The organism is Pseudomonas sp. FIP_A4 (assembly GCF_036701605.1).
Lineage (GTDB): Bacteria > Pseudomonadota > Gammaproteobacteria > Pseudomonadales > Pseudomonadaceae > Stutzerimonas > Stutzerimonas phenolilytica.
Genome location: NZ_JAYDXP010000127.1, coordinates 40,404 through 52,331, shown reverse-complemented (window position 1 = coordinate 52,331; position 11,928 = coordinate 40,404). Strand labels below are relative to the sequence as shown.

Sequence of the window (11,928 nt, the reverse complement as noted above, 5' to 3'; positions counted from 1 at the left end):
TGTGGGGTTTTTTATTCAGTTGCCGCGTTGGCTGTCGATGCTGCGCAGGCGATTGCCCTCGAAGCGCAGGTAGTGGTACATGCCGTGACTGGGGCCATAGACCCATTCCTCGACGACTACTTCCTGCAGGTAGCCGTATTCGTCGACGACTTCCTTGTAGCCGACCATCGCCTTACTGCTGGGTTCGCCACAGCGCTCGCGAACCTGCGCCGTGCTGGCCTCCAGGCTGACCAGCCGGCTGTTGCAGCGAAAGGTGGACGAGGCGCTTGCCGGCTCGCTGGCCAGCAGCACGACGAACAGAGCAAACAGGGAACAGCGGGACATGCGAACTCCTAATTTTTTTCACCGCGTGCGCTGCGACTCGATGCGCACCAGGCGGTTGCCCTCGAACGTGAGGGTACTGAACGTGCCGTTGTTCGGCCCGTAGGTCCATTCCTCCAGCACGAATTCCTGCCGACCATTGGGGCTCAGGCCATAGCCGACAAGGTCGCGCTGGGCCGGCGGGCCGCACTTGTGCTCGACTTCGAAGGCCCGGTCGCCCGTACTGACCAGCTGGCTGCCGCAGCGTAGCGTATCGGCACCCGCGCCGGAGCAGGTGAGTAGCAGCAAGCCGTACAGGAAGGATTTTCCAAACATGTTCATTTTCATTCGCTGCCCAGGTGTAGAGCGGTGGCGACGCGGCCGTCGGCCAGCGGTTCGGTGGTGCCGGTGTCGAGTAGGAACACCCGCTCGGCGTCCAGCCCGTGATCCACCAGATAGCCCTTGATTGCCGCTGCGCGATCGCGACTCAGGGTGCGTAGCAGGGCGCTGCTCTGTGCCCAGGAGGCGATGACGGCTTCGCGGAGTCGCGCGGCACGCTCGTCGTCCTCCAGTTCCTTCCACTGTGCTGGCGGTTGCTGCTTCAGCCGGCTGCGGTAGATGCCTTCGAGCAGCACGGCCTTGTCCTCTTCTTCCACCTGCAGCAGGCTGGGATCGGCCGGCACCTTGTCGCCGCGGCGCTGGAGAATGCGGTACTGGGTCTGCTGATACTCGCGCTGCAAACGCTGTTCGGCCAGCAGCGGCCCATCGCTGGAACCCGCCGCCATGCCTTCGACTTCCAGACGCAGCCCCGGACGCTGTTGCAGCGCATCGACCAGGGTATCGAGTGCCTTGCGTGCTTCGTCATCCAGTTCGCTGCTGCCGGCCGCGAAGGCGATCTGGCTGAGATCGACTTGATCGCCGTCCACCAGACCGGCGATGAACTTGAACGGTGCCTGTGCGGCGCGCAGCACCAGATTGCGCAGGGTCTGCCAGACGATCGGCATGACGCTGAACTGTGGGTCGTTGAGGTTGCCGGTGACCGGCAGCTCGATCGAGATCGTGCCTTTGGTGTCCTTCAGCAGCGCCACGGCCAGGCGAATCGGCAGGTCGACTGCGTCCGGGCTGTCGACCTTTTCGCCCAGCTGCAGCTGCTCGACCACCACCTTGTTCTCAGCATTCAACTGACCCTGCTGGATGCGGTAATGCAGGTCCAGGTTCAGCCGGCCTTTGCGGATGCGATAGCCGGCGAACTTGCTGGAGTAGGGCGTCAGCGTGGTCAGTTCCACCTGCTTGAAGCTGGTGGCGATATCCAGACTCTGCAGCGGATCGAAGGGGGTGAGCTGGCCCTTGATGCTGACCGGCGCGTAGCGATCGACCTTGCCCTTGATATCGACTGCAGCGGGTTTTTGCTGGCGGTTGTCGAGGGTGCCGATCCGGCCGTTCAGACCCTGGATCGCTGTGCCGAAGGGCGGGCGCAGGCTGAGGTCGGCAAAATTTGCGGAACCGTCGGCGATCTCGATTCCGCCGATGTGCAGCGCCAGCAGCGCGCTGGCCGGCTCCGGTTGCGCGGCCTTCGGGCTAGCGGTGGCAGGTTCGGGTTGCTTGATCAGCAGGTCGTTGATGTTGGTGGTCAGATCCGGATTGATGATGAAGCGCGCATAGGGTTGCTGCAGCTGCACCTTGGCGATGCTCAGACTCTGCGGATGGCGGTAGTCGATCTCTTCAAGATGCAGGCGTTCCCATTTCGCCAGATCGCGGTTGCCGATGGTGTCGAGCGTGTGCAACTGGGTGATGTCGGCTTGGCCGGTGACCGAGAATGCCAGCGGCTCGGTACTTTGCAGTTCGGCCTTCAGCTGGCTGTCGAGCAGACCGCTGCGCAGTTCCAGGTGCACGAAGGGGCTGAGGTAGGCCTGGGCGATGCGCAGGTCGATATCGCGGGTGCTGATGGCGAGCGTGCCGCTGGCCGGGCTGAGCTGCAGCTGGCCTTCGGCCTGCAGCGAGCCCTGGCGGCCGATGCCGCTCTGCAAGGCGAGCTGGAAGGGCGAGGTGCCGAGGCTGTCGAAATCGCGCAGGGTCAGGTCGAGCGGCCCTACGTCCAGCGCGACATCCTGCTCGGGTACGCGGTCGGCGAGGTGGATGCGGTAATCGCGCAGTTCGGCGTTGCGCACCAAGACCTGCCATGGGCGGCGGGAAGTGGGATCGTTGGTGCTGTCGGCAGCGGGCGTTTCGGCAGCGGCTTCCGGCAGCGGCTCCGGTGTGGCGGCGCGCGATGGCGTCGGCCGGGCAAACAGCGCCTGCCAGTCGAGCGTGCCGTCGGCGTTGCGTGCCGCCCAGGTTTCCAGCTTGCTGCTGCGCAGGTTGCCGATGGTGATGCGCTGTTCGGTCAGGTCCAGTGCGGTGTCGTCGATTTCCAGGCTTTCCAGACGGATCAGCGCCTTGCCGTCGGGATCATCGATGGCCAGCGGCGCAAGCTTGATTTTCGCGTTGACGAGCAGGAGCCGGGTGCCTTCGCTCAGATCCAGACGATAGGCGGTGCTCACGTCAAGACGACCGTCCTGCAGCTGTAGCGGGACGATATCGTGCACGTAGGGCCAGATGTCCTTGAGCAGCAGGCCGTCGGCCTTCAGCTCGCCACTGGAGGTAATCGGCGCCAGACCGAACTGCCCCTGCCAGGCGATGCGTCCGCCGCTCGGGCCGTTAGCCACCAGGCTGGCGTCGGCGCTGCCATCGGAGCGGGTCGCCAGGTTGTGCAGTTCGATGTTCAGCGCGTCATAGCGCAGGTCGATGGCTTCGCTCGGTCGCAGGTCGCGGAAGCCGACGTCGCCATCGGCCAGCCGCAGGCGGTCGATGCGCAGGGGAAAGACCTCGCGCGGGCCCTCGGCAGCGGGCTCGGGACTGGGCGGTAACTCAAACAGACGGGAGAGGTTGAGCGTGCCTTGCGGATCGAATTCGGCCTGCACCGCAGGCCTGTCGAGCTGGATGTCGGCCAGGTGCAAGGTACGTGTCCACAGGCTGTCCCAGGAGAGATTGAGATATAGCCGCTCGAACGCAACCTGGCGCGCTCCGGGCTCGCCGATGCTCAGGTTGAAGGCGGTCAGTTCGAGCGTAAAGGGATTCAGCTCGATGCGTTCCAGCGATGCCGGCGCCGTGGCATAGCGCGCCAACTGCTGGTTGGCGATGCGCTGGGCGACACCAGGCAGGATGAGGAAGCCGAGCAGGCAGTAACAGACCAGGGCGCTCACCACGACCGTGAGCGCGCGCTTCATTCCGTTGGGCATGTCCGAGGATATTCCGTGCGGTTGGATGCCTTGGAGTATGGCATGCCCGCCGGGTTCCTCTTGCGATCCAGCGCAGCTATCGATGCGCTCGCGTCAAGGCCGTAATGCCGGCGTTACCTTCGACGGGGGAATCATATCGCCCGGCGCAGGTGCACCGGGCGATGGACACTCAGCCGCGATGACGGCCGCGGAAGAAGTCGATCAGGCCCTGGGTCGAGGCGTCCTCGGCCGGCGGGCTGTCGTAGCCGGTCAGACGTCCGTAGACGCCCTTGCCCAGCTCCTTGCCCAGCTCCACGCCCCACTGATCAAAGGAGTTGATGCCCCAGATGACACCCTGCACGAACACCTTGTGCTCGTAGAGCGCGATCAGCGCGCCGAGACGGCCAGGGCTGATGCTCTCCAGCACCAGGGTGTTGCTTGGGCGATTACCGGGGATCACCTTGTGCGGCGCCAGACGCTGCACTTCGCGCTCCGGCAGGCCCTTGGCGCGCAGTTCGGCTTCGGCTTCGGCGCGGGTCTTGCCGAGCATCAGCGCCTGGCTCTGTGACAAGCAGTTGGCGTACAGCCATTCCTGGTGGTCGGCGACTGGGTTATGGCTAACTACCGGCACGATGAAATCTGCCGGGATCAGCGGCGTGCCCTGGTGCAGCAGCTGATGGTAGGCGTGCTGGCCGTTGCAGCCGACGCCGCCCCAGATCACCGGGCCGGTGCTGCAGGAAACCGGCGTGCCGTCCTGGCGTACGCTCTTGCCGTTGGACTCCATGTCCATCTGCTGCAGGTGTTTGACGAAGTTGCGCAGGTAATGGTCGTAGGGCAGGAAGGCGTAGCTCTGTGCGCCCCAGAAATTGTGATACCAGATGCCAAGCATGGCCAGCAGCACTGGCATGTTGGTCTCGAACGGTTCGTGGAGGAAATGCTGGTCCATGCTGTAGGCGCCGGAGAGCAGATCCTTGAAGTTGTGCATGCCGATCGCCAGGGCGATGGGCAGGCCGATCGCCGACCACAGCGAGTAGCGGCCGCCGACCCAATCCCACATCGGGAAGATATTCTTCTCGCGGATGCCGAAATCGATCGCCGCCTGCTTGTTGCTGGTCACTGCGATAAAGTGGCGATAGAGCTTCTCCTCGGTGCCGCCACGGGCCAGATACCAGGTGCGTGCGGCCTGAGCGTTCTTCAGGGTTTCCAGGGTGCCGAACGACTTGCTGGAGACGATGAACAGCGTGGTTTCAGCGTTGAGGTTGGCGGTTACCTCGCGAAACTCGCTGCCGTCGATGTTCGCCAGATAATGACAGCGCACGCCCGATTGCTGGGTGAACGGCAGCAGCGCTTCGGACACCAGTTGCGGACCGAGGAAGGAGCCACCGATGCCGATGTTGACCACGTCGGTGATCGGCTTGTCGTTGTAGCCACGCCACAGGTTGTTGTGGATACGGCCGACGATGTCGGTCATTTGTGCCAGTGCGGCATGCACCTCGCGCATCAGGTTGGTGCCGTTGACGATCAGGTCGTCGCCCATAGGCCGGCGCAGCGCCGTATGCAGCGCCGGACGGTTCTCCGAGGCGTTCACCGGCTCACCGTTAAACATCGCATGGGCGGCCTGCTCGACGCCCGCCTCGCGCGCGAGGTTGACCAGCAGCGCACGGGTCTGCGGAGTGATGAGGTTCTTCGAGTAATCGAGGAACAGCCCGCAGCAGGAAACCGAGAGCTCCTCGAAACGCGCCGGATCGGCGGCGAAGGCCTCGCGCATGTTGAAGTGCTGCATGGCCAGGCGGTGTTCTTCCAGAACGTTCCAGGATGGCAGGCGGGTGACATCGAGCGGGTGCTGGTAATAGCTCATGGTAAGGCGGCTTCCTTTGCTTGGACGGGCCATGAAGACATCGCGATTCCGCGCGCACGGATCATGCGCCGGGGCCTACGTGGCTTCAACAGCCGTTTGATCGGCACACCGGCATTCATCCTGAATGCGGCTGTCACGGTTGGCAGCGGTATGGACCGTGCCGGCGGCGGTCACTCCGGTTCCACCGAGACTGCTCTGACCAACGAAACGACCGATGTGTTCCACCTGCTCGACGTCCCGTAGGTTGCGGCAAGAAAAAAGCCCGAAGCGGGGGACGCTTCGGGCTGCGGATTGGCTACGGTACGGCTGGCTTCAGGCAACCTGAACCGGAATGGCGTTGCTGGTATGGCTGAGGTCGCCATCGGCCCCCATGTACAGCACGTGGGGCTTGAAGTTCGCCAGTTCGGCTTCGCTGTAGTGCGCGTAGGTGCAGATGATCAGGCGATGGCCGACGCCGGCCTTGTGTGCCGCGGCACCGTTGACGGAGATGATCTTCGAACCTTCCTCGCCACGGATAGCATAGGTGGTGAAGCGCTCGCCGTTATCGACGTTGTATATCTGGATCTGTTCGTACTCGCGGATTCCGGCGAGGTCGAGCCAGTCGCCGTCGATGGCGCAGGAGCCCTCGTAGTCGAGCACTGAGTGAGTCACCACGGCGCGGTGCAGTTTTGCCTTGAGCATGATGGCGTGCATGGCAGGGTCCTCCGGTGCGCAAGCGGCGCAGAGTGTGCCCGAAGCCCTGAGTGCGATCAAGGCCACAGGGCGGGACGGTTAGTGGGGGGCGACGTCGACCAGCAGGTTGTCCAGCAGGCGGGTCTTGCCGAGGAACGCGGCGACCAGAATGACCAGCTCGCGTGCGCCCGCATCGGCTGGCTGCAGGTCGGGCGCGTGGCGGATTTCAAGGTAATCCACCCGCAGCCCGGCGGCTTGCAGTTGCGCCTGGCCCTGGGCGATCAGTGCGGCGTAATCGCGCTGTCCGCCGAGCAGGGCCGTCTTCATCTCGCACAGCGTGCGATACAGCACCGGAGCGATCGCACGCTCCTCGCTGCTGAGGTAACCGTTGCGCGAAGACAGCGCCAGGCCGTCCTCGGCGCGCACGATCGGCTCGGAAATGATCTGCACCGGCATGTTCAGATCGCGCACCATCGTGCGGATCACTGCCAGCTGCTGGAAATCCTTCTGGCCGAATACCGCCAGATCCGGCAGGACCATGTTGAACAGCTTGGTCACGACCGTCGAGACGCCGTCGAAGTGCCCCGGGCGGCTGGCGCCACAGAGTCCTTCGGAAACACCGGGCACGCGCACGAGTGTCTGCTGCGCCTGGCCGTGGGGGTACATCTCTTCCACGCCCGGGGCGAACAGCAGGTGGCAGCCGGCATCGAACAGCTTCGTCTGGTCGGCCGCCAGCGTGCGCGGGTAGCTGTCTAGATCTTCGTTGGGACCGAACTGCAGCGGATTGACGAAAATGCTCGCCACCACGAAGTCGGCGCGTTGGCCGGCCTTCTTCACTAGGGCGATATGCCCGGCGTGCAGGTTGCCCATGGTCGGCACGAAGCCGATGCGCTTGCCCTCGCTGCGGGCGCGGGCTACCGCGGCACGCAGGTCGGCGATGGTCTTGACGACGTTCATGCGGAGAAACCGTGTTCGGCTGCGGGGAATTCGACGGTCTTGACCGCGCGCACGTAGGCGGCGATGGCGGCCGGGATGTCGCCCTGCTCGCGCATGAAGTTCTTCACGAACTTCGGTACGCGGCCGCTCAGCGACAGGCCCAGCATGTCATGCAGGACCAGCACCTGGCCGTCGGTTTCGCTACCGGCACCGATTCCGATCACCGGAATGTCGACCGCCTGGGTGATGCGCGTGGCCAGTTCGCTGGGCACGCATTCGAGCAGGAGCATGGCGGCGCCAGCGGCTTGCAGGGCGCGTGCGTCGGCCAGCATCTGCTGCGCCTGGGCTTCTTCGCGGCCCTGCACCTTGTAGCCGCCGAAAAGGTTGACCGCCTGAGGCGTCAGTCCCATGTGCGCGCAAACCGGGATGCCGCGCTCGGCCAGCAGGCGGATCGACTCGGCCAGCCAGGCGCTGCCTTCGAGCTTGATCATGTGCGCGCCGGCCTGCATCAGCAGCGCCGAGTTGTTCAGGGTCTGCTCGGTGGTGGCATTGGCCATGAACGGCAGATCGGCGACGATCATCGCGCCACGGTTGCCGCGCTTGACGCTGGCCGTATGGTAGGCCATGTCGGCGACGGTGACTGGCAGGGTGCTGTCGTGTCCCTGCAGGACCATGCCAAGCGAATCGCCGATGAGCAGCATCTCGACACCGGCATCGCAGGCCGTCTTGGCGAAGGTGGCGTCGTAGCAGGTGAGCATGACGATCTTCTCGCCCTTCTGCTTGAGCCCTTGCAGCGTGGTCAGGGTTACCTCTGGCATGAATGCCGTCCTCTTCGAGCCTCGGAGGGATCACGGTTGCCGATGCGTTGCGACGAAGCGTCGCGCGCGGCAGAGGGCGCTTATAGTCCGGTCGGCGAGTGGCTAAGTCAATCGCGAGTGTTACCCCGCTGTTACAGCGTTACCCGTCCGGTTACACCGTTTCGTCGAGACGCTCCAGACCGCGGTACGGACAGGCGGCCAGCAGATCGTCGAGGTTGCGGCCATCGGCCAGGTGCAGGCGGGCGGGCGCCAGTTCGGCCAGCGGGTAGAGCACGAAAGCGCGCTCCTGCAGATGATAGTGCGGCACCTGGAGGCGCGGCTCGTCGATCACCCGGTCGCCAAACAGCAGGATATCCAGGTCCAGCGTGCGCGGCCCCCAGCGTTCGGCCTTGCGCTCGCGACCCTGGGCGAGTTCGATCGCCTGCAGCGCGTCGAGCAGTTCGAGCGGAGCGAGGGTGGTGGCCAGCGCCGCGACGGCGTTAACGTAGCGCGGCTGATCGGATGGCCCTAGGGGGTCGCTGGCATAGAACGAGGACACGCCGACCACTTGCGTGCACGGCAGGTCGGCGAGTGCCTGCAGGGCGCCGCGCAGTTGCTGCAGCGGATCGGCCAGGTTGCTGCCCAGACCAATGTAGACCCGTTCCATCTATTCGGCCGGGGCGTCGGCACCGCGACGGCGGCGCCCGCCACTGCGGCGACGTTTGCGCGGGGCCGCGTCGTCCTTGCCGCTCAGGTTGCGGATCATGCTGCGCCGGTCGCTGTCGCTGGCTTCCTGATAGTCGGTCCACCAGTCGCCCAGGCCGCCGGTCTTCTCGCCGGCGCTCTCGCGCAGCAGCAGGAAATCATAGCCGGCGCGAAAGCGTGGGTTTTCCAGCAGCTGGTCGGCGCGGCGCCCTTGCCGACGCGGCAGGCGCTCTTGCATGTCCCAGATCTCGCGCATGGGAATGGTGAAGCGCTTGGGAATTGCGGTGCGCTGGCACTGTTCCCAGATGATGTCGTGTGCGGCTTCCTGCATCGCGGGGATCGGCGGCATGCCGCGGTCCTGCAGTTCGAGCACGCGTGCCGGCAGCGCGGGCCAGAGCAGGGCGGCGAACAGGAACGCCGGCGTGACGGGTTTACCTTGCTGGATGCGCAGGTCGGTGTTGGCCAGGGCGTTGCGGATCAGCGTGCCGGCATACTCGGGGTTGCGCTCCAGCGCCGCGGCGCTGGCCGGGAACAGTGGGGCGAACAGGTCGTATTCGAGCAGCAGTTCGAAGGTGCGCTCGGCCTTGCCGCCGAGAAACAGCTTGAGCGTTTCGTCGAACAGGCGCGCCGAGGGGATGCCGTCGAGCAAGTCGGCCAGCTCGGCGATAGGCTCGGCACTGTGTCGTTCGATCTCGAAGTCGAGCTTGGCGGCGAAACGCACCGCTCGCAGCATGCGCACCGGATCTTCCTGGTAGCGCTGTTCGGGGTCGCCGATCAAGCGGATCAGGCGATTGCGGATGTCGTGCACACCGTGGGTGTGATCGAGAATGCGCTCGCTGGTCGGGTCGTAGTACAGCGCATTGATGGTGAAGTCGCGCCGCTGGGCGTCGTCGTCGAGCGTGCCGTAGACGTTGTCGCGCAGAATGCGTCCGCTTTCGTTGCGCGCGGCCAGGTGACTGGCGTCCTCGTCATCGTCTTCTTCGGGGTGATTGGCGCGGAACGTGGCGACTTCGATGATCTCGCGGCCGAAATGCACGTGTACCAGCTTGAAGCGGCGCCCGATAACCCGCGCGTTGCGGAATTCGGCCCGTACCTGTTCGGGGGTGGCGCTGGTGGCGACGTCGTAGTCCTTGGGGTCGAGGTCCAGTAACAGGTCGCGTACGCAGCCACCTACTACATAGGCTTCGTAGCCTGCTTGCTGCAGGCGCTGGACCACGTTCACCGCATTGCGGCTGATGGCGTTGCGCTGCAAAGAGTGCTGCCTGCTGGACAGTATTTCGGGGGTGCGGCGAGCTGGCGGAATTCGGCGCAGGGGAAAGCGAAAAGACTGGAACAGCTTTTTCAGCATGGGTAAGCACTGTGTGGCGAATGGGGGCGATGGCCTTGGAAAGCCGCGAAAATTGCGCGGATTCTAGCATCGGGAGGCTGGATGTTGAACGAAGGCGAGAGGGGTGTCAAAACGCGGTGGACTTAAAGCACTGAGGGGAGCCGAAGCTCCCCTCATAAAAGATATTGCGTGCTTTGTTGTTATTGGTGCAGGCGTATTGTTTTTGTTGTTCCGCCTGTTCCCTTCGGCCATTGCCTCCGGGAGGTCCCTACTTGGGAACCAATAGCAAACGGATTGCTTTGGTCGCTGAGTTGCCGATGATCGTTGATCCAACCAGTGCGGGTCCTGCTCAATGCAGTTTTTGTTGTTCTCGGCCTGGTCGTCGGGGTTGAGCCCTTCGGCAAATCCTCTCCAAAAGAATCAGTTAGCTGCGCCTCCGCGTTCTTATCGTTGTTTTGCTGGAGTCGTTTCGTTTTGTTCTTGTTATGGGACGGCTTGTTATTGTTGTTGTGCTGGATATAAAGCAGATGCCGTGCCACTTTTAAAAAATCGTTTGTTTTCAAAGAGTTAAGTTTTTTCATGCAAAGTGGGAGGCGAAAAAAAGGGATCGTCGTTACCGATGATCCCGATTCTGTTACGGCGCATGGGCCGGACGGTAACAACTCAGCCCGCGGTGGTGCTCGACTTGCGCCGCGGGATGCCGAGGCGCTGGCGACGCTCCCACAGGCACTTGCGACTGATGCCGAGCTTGCGTGCCAGCTCGGTCTCGGTCATGTGGTCCTGGTGTTCGAGGACGAAGTGCTGGAAATAGTCTTCCAGCGAGAGGTCCTCGGTCGGCTCGTTGCTGGCCGCCGACAGCAGCGAGGTGCTGGGCTCGTCGAATTCGTCGTCCAAGCCGTCGAGCTCGATGTCGATGCCCAGCAGCGTGGCGTCTATTTCCGCACTCTCGCTCAGAATCGCCGCACGCTCGATGGCGTTCTCCAGTTCGCGGACGTTGCCTGGCCAGCTGTAATGACGGATGGCCTGCTCGGCGTCGCGGGAGAAATGCATGCTGTCGTTGCCCATCCGCTGACACTGGCGGGCTAGGAAGGCGCGAGCGATTTCCAGCACATCGTTACCACGCTCGCGCAGTGGCGGCAGCTTCAGCGCGATGACATGCAGGCGGTAATAAAGGTCTTCGCGAAACTGCCCGGTCTTGGCCAGCGTCTTGAGGTCGCGGTGGGTGGCAGCGATCAGGCGCACGTCGACCTTCTGTGACTGCACGGAGCCGACCCGGCGAATTTCACCCTCCTGCAGCACGCGCAGCAGGCGTGCCTGGGCTTCCAGCGGCAGCTCGCCGATCTCGTCGAGAAACAGCGTGCCGCCATCGGCCGCCTCGACCAGCCCGGCGCGGCCAGCGCTGGCGCCAGTGAAGGCGCCCTTTTCGTGGCCGAACAGCTCGGATTCGATCAGGGTTTCCGGGATTGCCGCGCAGTTCACCGAGATCATCGGCGCCTTGGCGCGGTGCGACAGATTATGCAGCGCGCGGGCGACCAGTTCCTTGCCGGTGCCGGACTCGCCCTGGATCAGGACGTTGGAATCGGTCGGGGCGACCTTGCGGATCTTGCCGAACAGGTCCTGCATCGGTGGACAATGGCCGATGATGCCGATGTCGCCCTGGGCACTGGCGGGAGTGCTGGTGGTCGCCGGGGACGGTGCGGCCGCAGTTGCGCTGGCGCGTTCCTGGCGGTCATGCAGGATGCGCGCGACGGTTTGCAGCATCTCGTCATGGTCGAACGGTTTGGCGATGTAGTCCACCGCGCCCATCTTCATCGAGTCCACCGCCGAGCGCAGGCTGGCGTAGCTGGTCATGATGAGGACCGGCGTGCCTTCGGCCAGCTTGATCAGTTCGGTACCCGGTGCGCCGGGCAGACGCAGGTCGCTGACGATGAGGTCGAAACCGGGAATGCTGAAGCGCTCCTGCGCCTCTTGTACCGAACCGGCTTCGCTGACCTCGTACTGGTTGCGTTCGAGCAGACGGCGCAGGGCGGAGCGGATGATGGTTTCGTCTTCGACGATCAGAATGTGTGACATCAG

At 64.0% G+C, this 11,928-nt stretch carries 12 protein-coding genes; 1 reads left to right on the top strand and 11 read right to left on the bottom strand.

Features of this window, described 5'->3' with window-relative positions; translation table 11 throughout:
* Positions 1 to 15: 15 nt before the first annotated feature.
* The 4 genes from U8L64_RS15645 to pgi all read right to left on the bottom strand — a co-directional run bounded on the left by U8L64_RS15645 (position 16) and on the right by pgi (position 5,415).
* Positions 16 to 324: a DUF2845 domain-containing protein gene (locus tag U8L64_RS15645; RefSeq protein ID WP_043298149.1), complete on the bottom strand. Its 309-nt coding sequence runs from the start codon at positions 322 to 324 to the stop codon at positions 16 to 18.
* An 18-nt stretch (positions 325 to 342) separates the two neighbouring features.
* Positions 343 to 636, bottom strand: coding sequence for a DUF2845 domain-containing protein (locus tag U8L64_RS15640; protein WP_442965296.1), 294 nt, complete (start codon positions 634 to 636; stop codon positions 343 to 345).
* An 8-nt stretch (positions 637 to 644) separates the two neighbouring features.
* Positions 645 to 3,578 (bottom strand): DUF748 domain-containing protein, encoded by a 2,934-nt coding sequence (locus U8L64_RS15635; RefSeq protein WP_333398245.1) that lies wholly within the window; start codon positions 3,576 to 3,578, stop codon positions 645 to 647.
* A 169-nt stretch (positions 3,579 to 3,747) separates the two neighbouring features.
* Positions 3,748 to 5,415 (bottom strand): glucose-6-phosphate isomerase, encoded by a 1,668-nt coding sequence (gene pgi / locus U8L64_RS15630; RefSeq protein WP_008568932.1) that lies wholly within the window; start codon positions 5,413 to 5,415, stop codon positions 3,748 to 3,750.
* Positions 5,416 to 5,478: 63 nt separating this feature from the next.
* Here pgi and U8L64_RS15625 point away from each other — a divergent pair, with 63 nt between their 5' ends.
* On the top strand, positions 5,479 to 5,658 hold the full coding sequence (locus U8L64_RS15625) for a hypothetical protein (RefSeq protein WP_333398244.1): 180 nt from the start codon (positions 5,479 to 5,481) through the stop codon (positions 5,656 to 5,658).
* 69 nt (positions 5,659 to 5,727) lie between these two features.
* Here U8L64_RS15625 and panD read toward each other — a convergent pair whose 3' ends face one another.
* From panD to U8L64_RS15590, 7 genes are all read right to left on the bottom strand, one after another.
* Positions 5,728 to 6,108 (bottom strand): aspartate 1-decarboxylase, encoded by a 381-nt coding sequence (panD, locus tag U8L64_RS15620; RefSeq protein WP_008568931.1) that lies wholly within the window; start codon positions 6,106 to 6,108, stop codon positions 5,728 to 5,730.
* 78 nt (positions 6,109 to 6,186) lie between these two features.
* Entirely contained in the window at positions 6,187 to 7,044 is an 858-nt protein-coding gene (panC, locus tag U8L64_RS15615) for a pantoate--beta-alanine ligase (protein WP_054095264.1), read from the bottom strand.
* Complete coding sequence (panB, locus tag U8L64_RS15610) at positions 7,041 to 7,841, bottom strand: 3-methyl-2-oxobutanoate hydroxymethyltransferase (protein WP_156715295.1); 801 nt, start codon at positions 7,839 to 7,841, stop codon at positions 7,041 to 7,043. The genes panC and panB overlap by 4 nt, the downstream gene beginning before the upstream one ends.
* Positions 7,842 to 7,992: 151 nt before the next feature.
* Positions 7,993 to 8,487 carry a 2-amino-4-hydroxy-6-hydroxymethyldihydropteridine diphosphokinase gene (gene folK, locus U8L64_RS15605; RefSeq protein WP_156715294.1) on the bottom strand — a complete coding sequence of 165 codons (495 nt, stop codon included), beginning with the start codon at positions 8,485 to 8,487 and terminating at the stop codon, positions 7,993 to 7,995.
* Positions 8,488 to 9,873 (bottom strand): polynucleotide adenylyltransferase PcnB, encoded by a 1,386-nt coding sequence (locus U8L64_RS15600; RefSeq protein ID WP_054095263.1) that lies wholly within the window; start codon positions 9,871 to 9,873, stop codon positions 8,488 to 8,490.
* A 179-nt stretch (positions 9,874 to 10,052) separates the two neighbouring features.
* Positions 10,053 to 10,433, bottom strand: coding sequence for a hypothetical protein (locus U8L64_RS15595; protein ID WP_333398243.1), 381 nt, complete (start codon positions 10,431 to 10,433; stop codon positions 10,053 to 10,055).
* 82 nt (positions 10,434 to 10,515) lie between these two features.
* Positions 10,516 to 11,925 (bottom strand): sigma-54-dependent transcriptional regulator, encoded by a 1,410-nt coding sequence (locus U8L64_RS15590; protein WP_333398242.1) that lies wholly within the window; start codon positions 11,923 to 11,925, stop codon positions 10,516 to 10,518.
* Positions 11,926 to 11,928: the final 3 nt, after the last annotated feature.

Coding starts and splice junctions, on each gene's coding strand:
- U8L64_RS15640 (WP_442965296.1), bottom strand. CDS start 636: ATGTTTGGAAAATCCTTCCTGTACGGCTTGCTGCTACTCACCTGCTCC.
- panB (WP_156715295.1), bottom strand. CDS start 7,841: ATGCCAGAGGTAACCCTGACCACGCTGCAAGGGCTCAAGCAGAAGGGC.
- pgi (WP_008568932.1), bottom strand. CDS start 5,415: ATGAGCTATTACCAGCACCCGCTCGATGTCACCCGCCTGCCATCCTGG.
- U8L64_RS15590 (WP_333398242.1), bottom strand. CDS start 11,925: ATGTCACACATTCTGATCGTCGAAGACGAAACCATCATCCGCTCCGCC.
- U8L64_RS15600 (WP_054095263.1), bottom strand. CDS start 9,873: ATGCTGAAAAAGCTGTTCCAGTCTTTTCGCTTTCCCCTGCGCCGAATT.
- U8L64_RS15645 (WP_043298149.1), bottom strand. CDS start 324: ATGTCCCGCTGTTCCCTGTTTGCTCTGTTCGTCGTGCTGCTGGCCAGC.
- U8L64_RS15635 (WP_333398245.1), bottom strand. CDS start 3,578: ATGCCCAACGGAATGAAGCGCGCGCTCACGGTCGTGGTGAGCGCCCTG.
- folK (WP_156715294.1), bottom strand. CDS start 8,487: ATGGAACGGGTCTACATTGGTCTGGGCAGCAACCTGGCCGATCCGCTG.
- U8L64_RS15595 (WP_333398243.1), bottom strand. CDS start 10,433: ATGAAAAAACTTAACTCTTTGAAAACAAACGATTTTTTAAAAGTGGCA.
- panD (WP_008568931.1), bottom strand. CDS start 6,108: ATGCACGCCATCATGCTCAAGGCAAAACTGCACCGCGCCGTGGTGACT.
- U8L64_RS15625 (WP_333398244.1), top strand. CDS start 5,479: ATGCGCCGGGGCCTACGTGGCTTCAACAGCCGTTTGATCGGCACACCG.
- panC (WP_054095264.1), bottom strand. CDS start 7,044: ATGAACGTCGTCAAGACCATCGCCGACCTGCGTGCCGCGGTAGCCCGC.